Source organism: Virgibacillus halodenitrificans JCM 12304, assembly GCF_001310895.1.
GTDB lineage: Bacteria > Bacillota > Bacilli > Bacillales > Amphibacillaceae > Virgibacillus_Q > Virgibacillus_Q halodenitrificans.
In genome coordinates this window covers 1-17,269 of sequence record NZ_BAZS01000052.1, presented here as the reverse complement: position 1 = coordinate 17,269, position 17,269 = coordinate 1, and the positions used below count along the sequence as shown (strand labels likewise).

Sequence of the window (17,269 nt, the reverse complement as noted above, 5' to 3'; positions counted from 1 at the left end):
AAAAGATACACTACTAAAATATATTTTAATACGTTTTGATGATCATCTACCGCCATTGATTTGCGTTTCAGGCGGACGCTTTCCGCCGGCATGGCCTTAGCCGCTTCCTCCGCTACGCTCCGTCCAGGGTCTTCGGCTCATGCTATTCCGGCAGGAGTCGCCGCCCTCCACTCCAATCAATTGGTATGTGCTAATGATTAATTTGAGGTATTGAATAAGTAGCTCTTATCTTTAATAGCTTTGAGATATACACCTTAGCGAAGGGGAAATATGGAGACTCCTTGAAAATGGAATTACACATTTTCTTCGTGCGATGCCTTGCTGACGTAGCTTTCCTTGTCCTGCCGGAGAAGAGGCCTCGATGAGACACCGGAATGCGATATAGTGGCTGGAAGGCTAAAGTCGCGACGTCCTGGGGCTGGGACTGCGATTACTCGTCCCATCAAAGACCGTTTGCGCATACTCGCCCCACCAAACCCCATTGTCGCAACGCCTTCATGGCCAACATCGTGTTGGCCCGAGGCTCATCAGCCGCCCGCGGAAAGCGGAATATTTCCCCGTAGCGGTGATTTATGCAGTCTCTATATTCTAAGTTACGTCGCAGTTTCCTCCTACTATGAAACAGTAAAATTATTCGAGGTGGCATATGTACCTTAACATTTGCAATAGAACAAAATAATTATTCACTCTAATAATAAAAGCCCCTCTCAAGTTGGGAGGGACTTATCAAAGAATTAGGATAGCTTTTCTATTTGAGAGAAGTCCAACTCCACTGGAGTCTCTCTGCCGAACATATTTACATGAACTTTTACTTTTTGTTTATCAATATCTATGTGTTCAATCGTGCCAGTAAAGTCTGTAAACGGCCCATCTGTCACCTTAACGCTTTCTTTCACTTCAAAGTCTACTTGTACAGCAGCTTCTGTTACGCCCATACGTTTTAACACAGCTTCTGCCTCTTCAGGCCATAACGGTGTCGGCTTTGTTCCACCACCACTTGAACCGATAAAGCCTGTTACTCCAGGAGTGTTCCGCACAACATACCAAGAGTCATCAGTCATAATCATTTCAGTTAATACATAGCCTGGGAAAAACTTCTTTTTAGAGACCTTCTTTTTACCGTTCTTTATTTCTGTCTCTTCATCTTCGGGAACAATCACACGAAAAATTTTATCCTCCATGCCCATCGTCTCTACCCGCTTTTCCAAGTTCATTTTTACCTTATTTTCATATCCGGAATACGTATGAACAACATACCAATTTTTCTCCATTTGTCCAGGACAATTTATTTGCCCTTCCCTCCCTTTATATGGAATAATGCTTTCCAGCAATTTATTATCAATGCTTAGCAATGTTTTTTTGCAATTTAAAAAACCCGTTTACCGGGTTTTCAAATTGAAATATTATTATCCATTATAGCATAAATATAATATTATTATTCAACTAATATCATTAAAGTAAGTTTAATAATTGCGAGATTCCTAAATCAATTAAAAAGAAAAATACTGCAACAAAGGCTACTGTAGCAATAACAGTTATTGTATAGCTTGTTAATTCTTTACCCTTGGGCCAGCTTACCTTTTTCATTTCTCTCGATACATTTTTAAGAAATTTAAACATGCTTGTACCCCCAAACTCTACGTAAAATCCAGTCTCTATTTTGTCTCACGATGCAACGTATGCTTACCACATCTCTTACAATATTTCTGTACTTCCAATCTTGTAGGTTGTGTGGATACATTCTTCGATGTCGTATAGTTTCTATTTGAACATAGCGAACATGCTAATGTTACTTTTTTACTCATCTTTCTCACCCCAAAGCCTGGGAATCTATAATTTATCTAAAACGTGTCGTTTTCAGCCTGCTAGTATAAATGTAGCATGGTTAGAAAAAAGTGTCAACGCTTGCCATTAAGAGTTTTTACTGGCCTCCATCAATTGTTCCAATTTACGCTTAACACGTTGAAGTGCATTGTCTATTGATTTCACATGCCTTTTCAACTCCACTGATATTTCTTGGTAGGTTTGGCCATCTAAATATAAATGGAGCACCTGCTTTTCCAACTCGCTTAATAATTCAGATAATTTCGTTTCTAAATCTCCAAACTTCTCTCTGTTCACTAGTAATTCCTGTGGGTCAATTGCTTTTGATCCCGCTATTACATCCAGAAGCGTTCGATCAGATTCTTCGTCATATATTGGCTTGTCCAAAGATACATAGGAATTAAGCGGCAGATGTTTTTGACGAGTCGCTGTTTTTATTGCTGTTATAATCTGTCTGGTGACACAAAGCTCTGCAAAACCTTTAAAGGACGATAATTTCTCTCCATCATAATCACGTATCGCTTTATAAAGACCGATCATTCCCTCTTGAATAATATCCTCTCTATCTGCACCAATGAGAAAGTACGTTCGCGCTTTTGCACGAACGAAGTTTTTATATTTATTTATAAGAAAATCCAGGGCACGACTGTTACCCTGTTGCACTAAAGCGATTACCTCATTATCATCCAGTACACCTAATTTGCTATCGTCTATGTCCAGCTGATCGACATTCACTCAGAATGACCTCCTGACTAACGTGCAGTCATTATAAAAGTCATTATACAGTAAGCGCTTCACTATAGTCAATATCTGGATAAAAGCTTTCCCCCATTTACAGAGGGGGTTTATCTTACTTTTGGGTAGCATTATAAATCCCCTCTGCGCCACTTTTCAAACTTTTCCAGTATCCTATCATCCAAAGGAATCTTTGCCTTTACTTTAATATTTTTATGCGAGTCAATACTTTCTTCGATTTCTTTTTCGATATTTTTTAACTCAATGTACAGTTCTCTTGCAGACTTCCTTAATGCACCACGCCCAAAAATGGTACGTTGCTCTGCAAAATCGGAAGTGGCAACATATACCTGTGTTTGGACATTTTTTAACTTTTTAACAAGCTTTTCAATACATTCATCTGCGGTCTCTTTCTCTTTAGTGTAGATAATCTCTACTTTATAAGCCTCCTGCTTACTTGCTATTCCCTTAACATAGTAAGCATCGAAGACCACAATTACCCGATAACCTGAATATGCTTGATATTCTGCCATTCGTTCTATCAGTCTGTCTCTGGCTTGTCCAATATCTACTTCTTTTAATCGTTGCAACTCTTCCCATGCTCCGATAATGTTATAGCCATCCACCACTAAAATAAACATTACTTATCACCAATTGCGAACCTTTTTCGATATACTTCATAAAGTAATAGACTGCATGCAACAGAAGCATTTAAGGAAGAAACCTTTCCTCGCATAGGCAGGCTAACTGTCCAGTCACATTTTTTGTGAACAAGTCTACTCATCCCTTTTCCTTCATTTCCTATTACCAAACCAATTGGTAATGCACCATCAAGTTTGCGGTAGTCCTCTGTTGCGTCCGCTTCTGTTCCAACAATCCAAACATTTCTTTCCTTCAATTCATCTATCGTATTTGCGATGTTAGTTACACGGGCAACAGGAATATGTTCTATTGCTCCAGCAGATGTCTTTGCCACAGTGGCTGTCAGTCCAACCGAACGGTGTTTTGGAATAATCACTCCATGAGCGCCCGTGGCATCCGCTGTACGTAAGATGGAGCCTAAGTTATGTGGATCTTCCAATTCATCCAAAATAATAAAAAACGGTTCTTCTTCTTTATCAGCTGCACTTTGAAATAGATCCTCTAATGAAGCATATTGATAAGAAGCAACATACGCAATTACTCCCTGATGATTTTCCTTCGTGAGCTGATCCAATCTATTCCGGGGCACTTTCTGTACCACTGTCCCAGCTGATTTGCTTAGACTAATTAATTTCCCTTGCGCACCGGCGTTTAATTGTTCTGAAAGAAGAACCTTATTTACCGAGCGCCCGGACTTCAACGCTTCAATTACCGGATTTTTACCAACAATTATTTCCTGATCCATCTTAATCGTTCCTCCCTTCTAAAAAAAGTACCGCCTTTTCCATCAATTCATTTAACCTGTCTTGATTATTCAAAAGATAATGATACCCAAGCAGCGCTTCAAATGCGGTACTGTAACGATATGTCTGTACACTTATATTCTTAGGTATGGAGCCGGATTTGGCGTTTCTCCCTCTAGCAACTACCCGCTCTTCTTCTTCAGAGAGCGTACCGTTTTCCAACCAGTATAACACCACTTGAGCCTGGGCCTTCCCAGATACAAATTGTATTGCCTGTTTGTGGAGCTGCTGAGGTTTCACCTGGCCCTCTTTAAGAAGATGCTCTCTTATATAAACTTCATAGATAGCATCTCCCATATAGGCAAGTGCCAAACTCTTCATCTGTTTAACATCCTGTTTCATGATTAGCCCCTTCTCCAGCGTACCCCTTGGGCAGTATCTTCCAACATAATTCCTTTTTCCTTCAACATATCTCTTATTTCGTCTGCTCTAGCGAAATCACGAGTTTTTCTCGCTTCATTTCTTTCTGCTATTAATGCTTCAATGTCTTCATCAAGCAAATCCGCTTCTTCTTCGACAGTTACCCCTAATACATTCATCAAATCACGTATGGATTCCTGAAAAGCCTCGATGATTTTAGTAGAGGTTTGACTTTCTTGTAAGTAAACATTAGCTTCTTTCGTAATGTCAAAGATTACAGAAATCGCATTAGCAGTGTTAAAGTCATCATCCATTTCTTCCTCAAATCGCTTCTTCAGCTCCTCGATTTTGTTCAACCAATCTTCCTGTTTCTGGTTACTTACTAAGTCCATACTGGAATTTTTCCTGTGCTCTAAATTGGAATATGCTGTCTTAATTCTTTCCAGGCTATTCTCCGCACTTTCAAGTAACTCCGCTGAAAAGTTAATCGGATGGCGATAATGCACACTTAGCATGAAGAAACGTAACACCTGAGGGTTATACTGATTAATTAGGTCTCTCGTCAACACAAAATTCCCTAGTGACTTAGACATCTTCTCGTTTTCAATATTAATATACCCATTATGCATCCAATATCTTGCAAAGGATTTCCCTGTCATTGCTTCCGACTGAGCAATTTCGTTCTCATGGTGAGGGAAAGTAAGATCCTGGCCACCTGCATGGATATCAATTGTGTCACCAAGATACTTCTTAACCATTGCCGAGCACTCAATATGCCAACCCGGACGACCTTCTCCCCATGGAGAATCCCATGCTATTTCTCCATCCTTCGCTTTTTTCCACAAAGCAAAATCGAGCGGGTCTTCCTTTTTCTCCCCAACCTGAATTCTCGCTCCTGAACGCAATTCGTCAACAGATTGATGGGACAATTTACCATAACCCTCAAAAGCTCGAGGTTTAAAATAAATGTCGCCTTCGACTGCATAGGCATAGCCTTTTTGAACCAATGCATCAATGAATTGGATAATATCCTCCATCGTTTCCATTACTCGTGGATTATGTGTTGCTTGCTTCACCCCTAGTGCTCCTACATCTTCCAGGTAAGCATCAATAAATCTTTCTGCAACCGCAGGTACTTCTTCCTCTAATTCTTTTGCTGCTTTAATAATTTTATCGTCTACATCCGTGAAATTTAGCACATAATCAACATGGAACCCTTTATACTCAAAATATCTTCTCACGGTATCAAATACAATAGCAGGTCTGGCATTCCCGATATGAATATAGTTATATACCGTTGGTCCGCACACATACATGCTGACATGCCCTTCTTTTAATGGTTTAAACTCTTCCTTTTGCCTTTTCAATGTATTATAAATTTGTATCGGCATGACGGTTGCCCTCCTTCAATTTGTTTATTTCCTGCTTCAATAAATCAATCTCGTTTTGCAGATTGTTACATCGTTCCTCTACAGGATCCGGCATTTTATGATGATCCAAATCCCTTCTGATTTTTTCTCCGTTTTGTATTACTACCCTTCCTGGGATACCTACTACAGTTGAATGATCCGGTACATCTTTCAACACAACAGAACCGCCACCAACTTTGGAGTTTTCGCCAATGGTGATAGACCCAAGCACCTTAGCTCCTGTGGCAATTAAAGCATTATCCTTCACTGTAGGGTGTCTTTTTCCTTTTTCCTTACCGGTTCCTCCTAAAGTCACCCCTTGGAAAATGGTAACATTATCACCAATCTCGCATGTTTCCCCAATGACAACACCCATTCCATGATCAATGAACAGCCTTCGCCCTATCTTAGCGCCAGGGTGGATTTCAATCCCGGTAAAAAAACGGCTTATTTGCGAAATAACTCGAGCGATAAAGAATAACTTTCTTTTATAAAAAGCATGAGCAAGACGGTGTGACCAGACCGCATGTAGCCCTGAATAGGTTAGAAAAACTTCTATATATGTTCGCGCAGCTGGATCCTGTTCAAATACTACATCCATATCTTCCTTCATTCGCTTAATAAATCCCATCTTATCAACCTCCCCATAATTAGTTTAAAAAAGCTTAAGGGAATTCCTTACACAAAAATTTATAAGATCTTGTTGGAAAAAGCGCTTTTTTGGAACAACCATAAATTATAATACCAAGTTTTTCCCAGTATTTATTTTGTAAATTCTATCGTTTTCTATGGACCTAAAAAAGCGCCTCTGTGCATATACACAGAGACGCTTTTGCGCGGTCCCACTCTGTTTGGAGAACTCTCCCAACTCTTACTCTCATAACGGGAGAGCCTGCCGCCGTTATGTACTTTACTTTTCCATAACGGACTCTGAGGAGCACTTCAAAATCGATGCTTAAAATCACTCTCAGCCTAGGTGATTCTCTCTGAATAAGCTATTCGAATTTTACTTTCCCTCATCTTCGTTCCATATTTTATTAATACTATATACTATTTTAGTTTAGGTGTGAATAATTATGCTCCCAATTGTTTTAAAACTTTATCAAGACGGGCCAAAATCACTTTCTTACCTAATAGCTCTATTGCCATCGGCAGCTCCGGACCATGCGTTTGGCCAGTAGTAGCAACCCTGATCGGCATAAATAGTTTCTTTCCGCGATGTCCTGTCTCTTTCTGTGTTGCTTTGATTTGAGACTTAATGGAGGCAGCTGTGAAGTCGTCCAAATGAATAAGTTTATCTGCGAACACCTGCAAGACTTCCGGAACCTGCTCCTCTTGAAGTACATCCATCGCACCTTCATCATAATTTATTTCTTCATTGAAGAATAGCTCTGTTAGTTCGACAATCTCTGCGCCATAACGCAGCTGTTCACGGTATAGAGAAATGACTTTCTCCGCCCATTCTCTTTCCTCATCACTCATATTTTCAGGTAATTTACCTGCTTCAATAAGGTGAGGCATAGCCAGGTCAATAACCGTACTTAATTCAGCAGCTTTTATATATTCATTGTTCATCCACTTCAATTTATGACGGTCAAAGATTGCTGCAGAAGTTGACAAGCGCTCAGGGTCAAAAATCTTGATCAACGTTTCTTTATCAAAGATTTCTTCTTCGCCTACTGGTGACCAGCCTAATAAAGTGATGAAATTGAACAATGCTTCAGGTAAATAACCTAAGTTACGGTATTGCTCAATAAATTGCAGTATATGCTGATCGCGTTTACTTAATTTTTTACGCTCTTCGTTTAGAATTAAAGTCATATGTCCAAAAGTAGGAGCAGTCCAACCAAACGCATCGTAGACCATCATTTGTTTCGGTGTATTGGAAATATGCTCTTCCCCACGTAGAACGTGCGTAATCTTCATTAAATAGTCATCAATTGCTACAGCAAAGTTATATGTTGGAATACCATTTTTCTTTACAATTACCCAATCACCGAAGTCACTGGATTCAAATGTTATATTCCCACGCACCAAATCATGGAAGGTATATGTTTGGTTTGCTGGCACACGCATACGAATGCTTGGCTTTCTTCCTTCTTTTTCAAATTGATCGATTTCTTCAGCTGTAAGATTAGCATGAGCTCCGGAGTACTTAGGGACTTGTCCTTTTGCACGTTGCTCCTCACGCTCTGCCTCCAACTCTTCTTCTGTCATATAACATTTATAAGCTAATCCTCTTTCAAGAAGCTGATCCACATACTTGTTATATAAATCAAGCCTTTCCATTTGACGATATGGTCCATAATCTCCGCCGATATCTGCACCTTCATCCCATTCAATACCAAGCCACTTTAAGAACATAAGCTGGCTTTCTTCACCACCAGCTACGTTGCGCTTATCGTCTGTATCCTCAATTCGAATAATAAATTTACCATCAAAATGCTTAGCATATAGGTAATTGAATAATGCTGTACGAGCATTTCCTATATGCAAATGACCAGTTGGGCTTGGTGCATAGCGTACACGAACTTCCTCTGTCATGATGTTACCCCTTTCCATAATCTGCTTTAATTTTATCTTTAATTAGGTTCTACTTCAACTATCTACATAGTTCCTTCACGTTGCCTGATTTGTTTATCCTTACTACCACAACAGACAGGGTATAACCTTTATTATAATCCTTCATTAAGTATAACAAAAAGTGATAACATTTTCTGTTATCACTTTATTAGTTATACCCTTTTTACTGTGCTTTTTCAAGTAATTTTGGTTTGGCAAAGATCATTCTGCCTGCAGAAGTCTGAAGCACACTTGTAATTAAAACTTCTATTGTTTTTCCAATGTAATCTCTGCCTTCTTCCACTACAATCATTGTTCCATCGTCCAAATAAGCAATACCTTGGTTTTGCTCTTTACCATCTTTAATAACCTGGACAACTAACTCTTCTCCCGGAAGAACTACCGGCTTAACTGCATTAGCAAGATCATTGATATTTAGTACCGCAACACCCTGCAGATCACAGACTTTGTTTAAATTAAAATCATTTGTAACTACAATACCATTCATTACTTTTGCCAGTTTTATCAGCTTACTGTCTACTTCCTGAATTTCCTCAAAATCGCCTTCATAGATTTCTACCTTTACAGGCAATTCTTTTTGAATACGATTCAGCACATCCAGTCCTCTTCTTCCCCTGTTCCGCTTTAAAACATCCGAAGAATCAGCAATATGCTGTAATTCACCTAGTACAAATTGCGGTATTACAATCGTACCTTCCAAGAAATTCGTTTGACATATGTCCGCAACTCGTCCGTCAATAATTACACTTGTATCGAGAATTTTAGGTTTTGGAAGGGATACGTCCTCATTGTCCACTTCTGTGACTTTCTTTTTATCCCGATCCTTCTTATTTATATTCATCAGATTAATAAACTCTTCTCTACGTCTGAAGCCTACCTGGAATCCTAAATAACCTAATAGTATCATGATAAATAGCGGTATAACCTGAGATATGACCTCAATATTTATATCCTGCAGTGGTCGATTAATAAAATAAGCAATAACAAGACCTACAATTAATCCAATACTACCAAAAAATAAATCTCCAGCGGGTAACTTAATTAAAGCATCCTCAACCCACTTCAAGAAACCTACAATATACCCTGCCAGCCAATAGGATACGATAAAAAATATAATTGCACCAACAGCTGTTCCTAAATATGGGGATGTGGCCCATCGTGCGTCTGTAAAATCTAATAAATTAATAATATCCGGTATATATAAATACCCAATGGTACCGCCCAAAATAATAAAGAATAAATGAACAATCTTTCTTAGCACCACTGTCACCTCCTAGCTTATATTATTACCTTTTTCAGTAAAAAATAATCCTACGAAAGAAACAATTATGAAACCTATTGCATTTTCCCGTAAAAAATAATAATTCTCAACACAAGAAAAAGTCTTACCTAACAACATGCAGCTTCTTTTATAATTTGTTTCATCATAGCATACATGGGCAACATGCTCAATAAATAAAATCTTATATTCTATCACATCTGAATATTCATATCAATAGAAATGCTATCTGCTCACACCTATATCCAGTGCTTCCTGCACCGTACTAACACCAACTACTTCAATATTCTTCGGTATCGTCCAGCCTTCAAGATTATTCTTTGGGCATATCACACGTTTAAATCCTAGTTTTGCAGCTTCTTGAACACGTTGTTCAATTCGGGATACTCTTCTTATTTCACCTGTTAACCCTACTTCACCAACGAATATATCTTCAGGATTCGTGGGTTGATCCCTAAAGCTTGAAGCAATACTCACTGCTACTGCCAAGTCAATTGCCGGCTCATCTAATTTAACTCCGCCAGCTACTTTTATATATGCATCCTGATTTTGCAGCATAAGCCCTACTCTTTTTTCCAGTACAGCCATTAATAAAGGGACGCGATTATTATCAATGCCAGTAGCCATCCTTCTTGGATTACCAAACGCGGAAGGAGAAATTAAAGCCTGAATTTCTACCAACACAGGTCTCGTTCCTTCCATAGAAGCTACAACGGTAGAGCCAGCAGCTCCTTGAGATCTTTCCTCCAGAAAAATTTCAGAAGGATTCATTACTTCACGAAGTCCTTCCTCTTTCATTTCAAAAATTCCCATTTCGTTTGTACTTCCGAAACGATTCTTTACCCCCCTCAGGATACGGTAGGTATGGTGCCGCTCTCCTTCAAAATATAGGACTGCATCCACCATATGTTCCAATAAGCGCGGGCCAGCAATTGCGCCCTCTTTCGTAACATGACCGACAATAAAAATTGGTATTCCGTTTGTTTTCGCTATTTTCATCAATTCACTTGTAGATTCTCGAACTTGTGAAACACTTCCTGGCGCGCTTGTTACCTCTTCTCGATAAACTGTTTGGATCGAATCGACAACAACTAGAGAAGGCTTTACTTCTTCAATCTGCTTAGCGATATCAAATAAGTTCGTTTCAGCAAGGACATATAGCTGATCAGCCTTAATTCCTAACCGATCGCACGTAGCTTTGTTTGTCTTGTAGATTCCTCGCCCGATATATAAAGAACTGGTAATTGCTTCTCTGCCAATTGGGAAGAAATCTGAAGTAGCAAGGTAGATTTCCCAATCCCAGGGTCCCCGCCAATTAATACAAGAGAGCCCAGAACAATTCCGCCCCCAAGTACCCGATTAAATTCCTGCATGGTCGTAGTAATTCTCGGTTCCTTTTGTGATTCAATGGAAGTAATACTTTCTGGTTTCCCTGCAGGTTTTCCACCAACATTGAATGTATGGTTACCTCGCCCGCCAGTTGCTGCAACTTCTTCCACCAACGTATTCCAGTTGTTACATCCCGGACATTTCCCCATCCATTTAGCTGATTCATAACCACATTCTTGACATACATACTTTGTTTTTCTTTTTGCCAACAGACTCTACTCCTTCACTATCTATTGTATACGAAAAATATAACCATAAAGTTACAGCAATCTATCAATTTATAAAAAAAATTCCATACCGTTGCCACATTTAATACTGTTTACCTCAATAGCAGAGCTTGATAATACGCTGGAGAACAAATTAATCAGCAGCAGACATTCACAAACTAGCTATAGTGTGTTCACCATAAGTTATTTTCCAAAACGGGAGTTTATCTATCTTGCGAAGTAATGCATAACCCTAACATATATTTTATAGCCCCAAAATAAAACCTATTTAATGAGTAAAAAAGCTAGAAGTATAATACCTCTAGCCCTTTTACAACTATAGTCCATATCCTAGGTTTAGGATAGGATAGTATATTCACCTTTGTTATTTAAGCCTATTTTCACTTTCTGTCCAATAGCAATGTTCTCTTTTAATAGTTCTTCAGATAATAAATCTTCAATGTTCTTCTGAATTGATCTGCGTAACGGACGTGCGCCATACTCTGGATCAAATCCTTCATTGGCAATTTTCTCAATGGTTTTATCTGTTAAAGAAAGCTCGATATCCTGTTCCTTTAACCGATCTTGTAATTGTTTAACCATAAGCGTTACAATATCTTTCATATGTTTTTTCTCAAGAGAATGGAAGACAATCATTTCATCAATACGGTTTAGAAATTCAGGGCGAAAAGCCTTTTTCATTTCTTCCGTAACCTTTGCCTTCATATCTTTATAATCCTGATTTTCTTCTCCTAAGTTAAAACCAACATATTTGTTACGCTTCAACTCACTTGCTCCGACGTTTGAGGTCATGATAAGAACCGTATTACGGAAATCCACTAGTCGTCCCTTTGAATCTGTCAGACGCCCGTCTTCCAATACTTGTAATAGTATATTAAACACTTCAGGATGTGCCTTCTCTACTTCATCAAGAAGAACCACTGAATAAGGCTTTCTGCGCACCTTTTCTGTAAGCTGTCCACCTTCCTCATATCCAACATAACCTGGAGGTGACCCGACTAGTCTGGAGGTAGAATGTTTTTCCATGTACTCAGACATATCGATGCGGATCATGGCGTCCTCATCTGCAAACATTGCTTCGGCCAATGCTCTCGCAAGTTCTGTTTTACCAACACCAGTAGGTCCTAGGAAAATAAATGAACCGATTGGTCGCTTAGGATCTTTTAATCCTGCACGGGCTCTTCGAATTGCCTTAGACACCGCATTAACTGCCTCTTCCTGACCAATAACACGGCTATGCAATGTTTCTTCCAGATTTAGAAGACGATTACTTTCATCCTTTGTAAGTTTAGCAACCGGTACACCTGTCCAGATGGATACAACACTTGCGATATCCTCCATCGTTACTTCCGTGTCTGTCTGGCCTTGTTTTTCTTTCCATTTGTTTTTAGTATCTTCTAGTTCTTCACGAAGTCGTTGCTCGGAATCGCGTAAAGAAGCAGCTTTTTCAAATTCTTGGCTTTGTACAGCTGCATCCTTTTCTTTGCGAACTTCCTCTAGCTTTTTCTCAAGTTCTTTTAAATTAGGTGGAATGGTATAAGAACGTAAACGTACTTTTGAGCCAGCCTCATCAATAAGATCAATTGCTTTATCTGGTAAAAAACGATCTGTTATATAACGGTCCGATAGACTTGCAGCAGCTTCAATTGCTTCATCGGTAATAGTAACTCGATGGTGGGCTTCATATCTGTCACGCAATCCATTAAGAATTTGTACAGTTTCCTCCAATGTTGGTTCATCAACTTGAATTGGCTGAAATCTACGCTCCAACGCAGCGTCCTTTTCAATATATTTCCGATATTCATCCATCGTAGTAGCACCTATACACTGCAACTCACCACGGGCAAGGGAAGGTTTTAATATATTTGATGCATCAATAGCTCCTTCAGCGCCTCCTGCTCCAATTAATGTATGCAGCTCATCAATAAATAGAATAACATTCCCGGCCTGGCGAATTTCTTCCATTACTTTTTTCAAACGATCTTCAAATTCCCCACGGTATTTGGTGCCTGCAACTACAGTTCCCATATCCAATGTCATTACACGTTTATCTCTTAACGTTTCTGGAACCTCGTTATTAATTACCTGATGTGCCAAACCTTCCGCAACAGCAGTTTTACCCACTCCAGGTTCTCCAATTAATACAGGATTATTTTTCGTACGGCGGCTTAGTACTTGAATGACTCTCTCGATCTCTTTGCTACGTCCAATTACAGGATCAATTTTGCCTTCCTTGGCGCTTTCTGTTAAGTCTCTAGCCAAAGAATCTAATGTAGGCGTACTGGCATTAGACTGCTGGCCACGTCCCTGTCTTCCTGCTTGAGACTCATTACTTCCTAATAACTGTAGCACCTGCTGTCTCGCTTTATTCAAGCTTACACCCAAATTGTTTAGCACTCTGGCAGCAACGCCTTCTCCCTCACGAATTAATCCTAAGAGAATATGCTCTGTGCCAACATAAGAATGCCCCAACTTTCTTGCTTCATCCTGAGATAGTTCTACTACCTTTTTTGCTCTCGGTGTATAGTGAATGGATTGCATTGGCTGTTTGCCAACACCAATTAATTTTTCCACTTCTTCTTGAATCTGTGACACTTCCAGCCCCAAAGATTGAAGCGCCTTTGCAGCAATGCCATCCCCTTCTCTTACAAGCCCTAAAAGGATATGCTCTGTTCCTATATTATTGTGGTGAAGCCTGACAGCTTCTTCCTGTGATAAAGCTAATACTTTTTGAGCTCGTTCAGTAAAACGTCCAAACATCATATAACTATTCCTCCTATCTATTTTTCCAACTGTAATCGTTCCCGTATAAGTGAGGCTCTTAAAATGTCACGTTCATCAGGGTTTAACGTCTTACTAGCATATTGTTGTAAAAATCCAGGCTGTGTTAATATCATTAATTCATTTAAAATGTTTTTAGACACATTAGTAATAATACCCATATCTATACCTAATCGAACATCGGAAAGACATTTTGCTGCTTCCTTAGATTCTATTATCCGACTATATTCTAAAACACCATAGGAACGATAAATACGGTCCTCAAGTCTTTTACTCGATTGTTCCATAATTTGCTTCCGTGCTTTTCGTTCATGATCAATGAGTTGTTCAACAACACTTTGTAAGTCTTCAACAATATCCCCTTCTGATTTCCCAAGTGTAATTTGATTGGAGATCTGATAAATATTTCCTACAGCTTCACTACCCTCACCATAGATCCCCCTTACCACAAGGCCTAATTGGTTAATAGCAGGAATCATTCTGTTAATCTGCTTGGTAAGTGTTAAAGCAGGCAAATGCATCATTACAGAAGCGCGCATTCCTGTTCCAACATTTGTTGGACAACTGGTCAAATAACCTCTTGTTTCATCAAATGCATAGTTAATTTTTTCTTCAAGCCAATCATCAAATTCAAAGGATTTTTCTAATGCTTTATTTAACTGAAACCCAGGTAAATAAAACTGAATTCGAATATGATCCTCTTCGTTAATCATGACAGATACCTGCTCGTTTTCTGAAATCAGCGCAGCTGCAGTATCCGCATGCTTGACTAAATGAGGACTTATTAAATGTTTCTCAACTAAAACCTGACGCTCTACTGCTGATAAATTCTGGATTGGTAAAAACGAAAAATCTTTATATTCCTGGAAAGATTTTTTTTCATAATTATCCTTAAAGAAGTCCCGGATCTCTTCCAACTGGTTTGGGTCAGCTAAAATGGGATAAGTTGTATTCGCAAAGTTACGAGCTAAACGAATACGACTACTTAGCACAATGTCATTGTCTGGTCCCTCTTCTCGCATCCATGGACTAATTGCTTCATTCATAAAATTTTGCAATGTCATGAGTTATCACCTGCTTCCGAGTTACCCGTGTCATTTTCAAGTGCTTTAATTTTATCTCTTATTTTTGCCGCATCTTCAAAGGCTTCACTTTCAATTAAATGCCTTAACTGGGTTTTGTAGTTACTAATTTGTTTCTTTTTATGAAGGTCTCCGCCCTGGCGTTTAGGAATCTTTCCATGATGTTGTGTGTTTCCTGCATGTACGCGTTTAAAAATTGGGTCCAATCGATCAGCAAATGTTTCATAACAAACTGCACACCCAAATTTACCTACACGCTTAAATTGCGAATAACTCATTTCACACTTGGGGCATTGTAATTCTTTTACTTGGTTAAATATACCTTCACTGTTTGATTCTTGTTTCAAGGAATCAAAGTTAAATAACCCTGAAAGCAGATTGTGCAAGGAGTAACCATCCTCTGGATACGACATATAACCTTTTTCCTTGGCACACACTTCACACACATGCACTTCTGTTTTATTTCCATTGATTACCTGAGTAAAATGAAGTGTTGCAGGTCTTTCATGACATTCCTGACATTCCACCACAGATACCTCCTTACTCATTTAAATATTTTAACGTTGATAGCATTGCTGTTAGTAATCGAGCACGTACTTCATCTCTTAACGGCAGCTGAAAGGCCAATGTATTTCGTCCAATTGCACTTAGAATGAGCTTTGCCTCCCGAGTAGTAATCAAATCTTCCTCTAAAAGACGTTCCAGTACATCTACAGCAGCCTGCTGTGTAACAGTTGGATTAATCATTTCAATAATTTCATCAATTAATTCTGATTTGTCTTGGTGCTTCACCCGCATAATACGGATATAGCCACCGCCTCCACGTTTACTCTCTACTATATAACCCTTTTCCACAGTAAACCTTGTGTTAATCACATAATTTATTTGCGAGGGGACACATTGAAACTGATCTGCAACCTCACTTCTTTTTATTTCAATTACATCTTGACCTTTAGCTTGCAAGATTTTCTTTAAATGCTGTTCAATAATATCGGAAATATTACTCATATGCCCACCCCCTTATCACATATGTTTTGACTTTGACTATCTTTGACATTACCTATATTATACGATAATCAAACAAAGATGCAAATAGTATGTTCACTATTAATCTTTGACAAAAACGGGGGAAACAAAACCTGTAGATCATAAAGCAAACGTTTTCTTTTTTATAAGAGGGAAAAAAGAAGGGAAAAGAGTGCTACTTTAATTCATTCACACTCTTCACCTCATCAATTGATGCAATACGATTAAACACCAGAACAGGATCTGTCTGCTTATTCGGTTCAATTCTAATAAAAATATTTATCATATTACTTTCCAATTTAATAATTTCCACTTTTTTAATTTGTAAATTGACGCTTTCAAAAATGGAAACTACCTGACCGATTTCTAACTGAGGGTGAGCTACAATTTCAATTAATGAAGCTTTACTTCCTTTTGTGAAAAGTTTCTCGAGATTATTTAAAAATATAAGACTCAGCAAGATTACAAAGGTAGTAAATATGGCTGGCGCATACATTCCAGCTCCCACTACCAAACCAAGTCCGGCAACGGTCCATATAGAGGCCGCAGTCGTTAACCCTCGAATGGTACCTCCGTAAACAATAATGGTACCTGCACCTAAAAATCCGATTCCACTAATTACATATGATGGGATCCTTGCAGGGTCGAACCTTATATTTTCATATTTATTAATCCATTCCTCAAAACCATAGAGGGATAGAAGCATCATTAGACATGCTCCAACTCCTACTAATATGTGTGTACGGAAACCAGCTGAGTGATTTTTCAACTCTCGCTCAAAGCCAATTAGACCAGATAACACAAGTGCTACTATAATTCTTGTCATCATTAGGAAAAAATCATCATCAGCTATATGCTCTAAGATGTCCTCCAGTGTCGGTCCCCCCTAACTAACTTAATTTTCTTATATTTTACCTTATGTAAAGCTGTATGCACAACAATAGCAACCGTCACCTCTTAATATATATGCTTTGGTTGAGATCAATATTATCCAGAGCTTTCAAGTAATGTTTCTATTATTTTTGAGAGATCAGTGACCACCACATTTAGTACAGAGCCGACTTTAGTTTACAATATTAATACAAAAAAGCATTGCGATACTTTATGTATCACAATGCTTTTTGCTTTG

General features: G+C 38.7%; 16 protein-coding genes, 1 pseudogene and 1 other annotated feature. All 17 genes and pseudogenes read right to left on the bottom strand.

The features are described from left to right. Positions 1-734: 734 nt before the first annotated feature. The gene (gene nusG, locus JCM12304_RS17980) at positions 735-1,271 is read right to left on the bottom strand and encodes a transcription termination/antitermination protein NusG (RefSeq protein WP_019375549.1); all 537 of its coding nucleotides are present in this window, start codon (positions 1,269-1,271) and stop codon (positions 735-737) included. 181 nt (positions 1,272-1,452) lie between these two features. Beyond that, entirely contained in the window at positions 1,453-1,620 is a 168-nt protein-coding gene (secE, locus tag JCM12304_RS17975; RefSeq protein WP_019375550.1) for a preprotein translocase subunit SecE, read from the bottom strand. A 35-nt stretch (positions 1,621-1,655) separates the two neighbouring features. Then, a complete protein-coding gene (gene rpmG / locus JCM12304_RS19205; protein WP_071648028.1) occupies positions 1,656-1,805 on the bottom strand; it encodes a 50S ribosomal protein L33 in 150 nt (49 codons plus the stop codon). Positions 1,806-1,911: 106 nt separating this feature from the next. Further along, positions 1,912-2,559, bottom strand: coding sequence for an RNA polymerase sporulation sigma factor SigH (sigH, locus tag JCM12304_RS17970; RefSeq protein WP_019375551.1), 648 nt, complete (start codon positions 2,557-2,559; stop codon positions 1,912-1,914). 131 nt (positions 2,560-2,690) lie between these two features. Beyond that, the gene (locus JCM12304_RS17965) at positions 2,691-3,200 is read right to left on the bottom strand and encodes an NYN domain-containing protein (protein WP_060681878.1); all 510 of its coding nucleotides are present in this window, start codon (positions 3,198-3,200) and stop codon (positions 2,691-2,693) included. Further along, positions 3,200-3,946 (bottom strand): 23S rRNA (guanosine(2251)-2'-O)-methyltransferase RlmB, encoded by a 747-nt coding sequence (rlmB, locus tag JCM12304_RS17960; protein ID WP_019375553.1) that lies wholly within the window; start codon positions 3,944-3,946, stop codon positions 3,200-3,202. Before rlmB ends, JCM12304_RS17965 begins: the two co-directional genes overlap by 1 nt. A gap of 1 nt (position 3,947) precedes the next feature. Further along, positions 3,948-4,346 carry a Mini-ribonuclease 3 gene (locus JCM12304_RS17955; protein ID WP_019375554.1) on the bottom strand — a complete coding sequence of 133 codons (399 nt, stop codon included), beginning with the start codon at positions 4,344-4,346 and terminating at the stop codon, positions 3,948-3,950. Between the two features lie 2 nt (positions 4,347-4,348). Then, positions 4,349-5,755 (bottom strand): cysteine--tRNA ligase, encoded by a 1,407-nt coding sequence (gene cysS / locus JCM12304_RS17950; RefSeq protein WP_060681877.1) that lies wholly within the window; start codon positions 5,753-5,755, stop codon positions 4,349-4,351. After that, complete coding sequence (cysE, locus tag JCM12304_RS17945; protein ID WP_060681876.1) at positions 5,736-6,404, bottom strand: serine O-acetyltransferase; 669 nt, start codon at positions 6,402-6,404, stop codon at positions 5,736-5,738. Before cysE ends, cysS begins: the two co-directional genes overlap by 20 nt. Before the next feature lie 188 nt (positions 6,405-6,592). Then, positions 6,593-6,805, bottom strand: a binding site (T-box leader). A 42-nt stretch (positions 6,806-6,847) separates the two neighbouring features. Continuing rightward, positions 6,848-8,317, bottom strand: coding sequence for a glutamate--tRNA ligase (gene gltX, locus JCM12304_RS17940; protein WP_060681875.1), 1,470 nt, complete (start codon positions 8,315-8,317; stop codon positions 6,848-6,850). Positions 8,318-8,519: 202 nt separating this feature from the next. Beyond that, positions 8,520-9,617: a PIN/TRAM domain-containing protein gene (locus JCM12304_RS17935; RefSeq protein WP_019375558.1), complete on the bottom strand. Its 1,098-nt coding sequence runs from the start codon at positions 9,615-9,617 to the stop codon at positions 8,520-8,522. 243 nt (positions 9,618-9,860) lie between these two features. Continuing rightward, positions 9,861-11,233, bottom strand: a pseudogene (gene radA / locus JCM12304_RS17930) (DNA repair protein RadA). Between the two features lie 354 nt (positions 11,234-11,587). After that, positions 11,588-14,014, bottom strand: a complete 2,427-nt coding sequence (gene clpC / locus JCM12304_RS17925; protein ID WP_019378984.1) for an ATP-dependent protease ATP-binding subunit ClpC — start codon at positions 14,012-14,014, stop codon at positions 11,588-11,590. Positions 14,015-14,031: 17 nt separating this feature from the next. After that, positions 14,032-15,096, bottom strand: a complete 1,065-nt coding sequence (gene mcsB, locus JCM12304_RS17920) for a protein-arginine kinase McsB (RefSeq protein WP_060681874.1) — start codon at positions 15,094-15,096, stop codon at positions 14,032-14,034. Then, a complete protein-coding gene (mcsA, locus tag JCM12304_RS17915; protein WP_019378982.1) occupies positions 15,093-15,641 on the bottom strand; it encodes a protein-arginine kinase activator protein McsA in 549 nt (182 codons plus the stop codon). Before mcsA ends, mcsB begins: the two co-directional genes overlap by 4 nt. Before the next feature lie 13 nt (positions 15,642-15,654). After that, positions 15,655-16,122, bottom strand: a complete 468-nt coding sequence (locus JCM12304_RS17910) for a CtsR family transcriptional regulator (RefSeq protein ID WP_019378981.1) — start codon at positions 16,120-16,122, stop codon at positions 15,655-15,657. Positions 16,123-16,315: 193 nt separating this feature from the next. Next, on the bottom strand, positions 16,316-16,969 hold the full coding sequence (locus JCM12304_RS17905; protein WP_060681873.1) for an MgtC/SapB family protein: 654 nt from the start codon (positions 16,967-16,969) through the stop codon (positions 16,316-16,318). Between the last annotated feature and the right edge of the window lie 300 nt (positions 16,970-17,269).

What these genes read in the sequence shown, in the direction of transcription:
- nusG (WP_019375549.1), bottom strand. Translation starts at nt 1,271, where the DNA reads ATGGAGAAAAATTGGTATGTTGTTCATACGTATTCCGGATATGAAAAT.
- gltX (WP_060681875.1), bottom strand. Translation starts at nt 8,317, where the DNA reads ATGACAGAGGAAGTTCGTGTACGCTATGCACCAAGCCCAACTGGTCAT.
- secE (WP_019375550.1), bottom strand. Translation starts at nt 1,620, where the DNA reads ATGTTTAAATTTCTTAAAAATGTATCGAGAGAAATGAAAAAGGTAAGC.
- clpC (WP_019378984.1), bottom strand. Translation starts at nt 14,014, where the DNA reads ATGATGTTTGGACGTTTTACTGAACGAGCTCAAAAAGTATTAGCTTTA.
- mcsB (WP_060681874.1), bottom strand. Translation starts at nt 15,096, where the DNA reads ATGACATTGCAAAATTTTATGAATGAAGCAATTAGTCCATGGATGCGA.
- rpmG (WP_071648028.1), bottom strand. Translation starts at nt 1,805, where the DNA reads ATGAGTAAAAAAGTAACATTAGCATGTTCGCTATGTTCAAATAGAAAC.
- rlmB (WP_019375553.1), bottom strand. Translation starts at nt 3,946, where the DNA reads ATGGATCAGGAAATAATTGTTGGTAAAAATCCGGTAATTGAAGCGTTG.
- JCM12304_RS17905 (WP_060681873.1), bottom strand. Translation starts at nt 16,969, where the DNA reads ATGATGACAAGAATTATAGTAGCACTTGTGTTATCTGGTCTAATTGGC.
- cysS (WP_060681877.1), bottom strand. Translation starts at nt 5,755, where the DNA reads ATGCCGATACAAATTTATAATACATTGAAAAGGCAAAAGGAAGAGTTT.
- JCM12304_RS17955 (WP_019375554.1), bottom strand. Translation starts at nt 4,346, where the DNA reads ATGAAACAGGATGTTAAACAGATGAAGAGTTTGGCACTTGCCTATATG.
- JCM12304_RS17965 (WP_060681878.1), bottom strand. Translation starts at nt 3,200, where the DNA reads ATGTTTATTTTAGTGGTGGATGGCTATAACATTATCGGAGCATGGGAA.
- cysE (WP_060681876.1), bottom strand. Translation starts at nt 6,404, where the DNA reads ATGGGATTTATTAAGCGAATGAAGGAAGATATGGATGTAGTATTTGAA.
- JCM12304_RS17910 (WP_019378981.1), bottom strand. Translation starts at nt 16,122, where the DNA reads ATGAGTAATATTTCCGATATTATTGAACAGCATTTAAAGAAAATCTTG.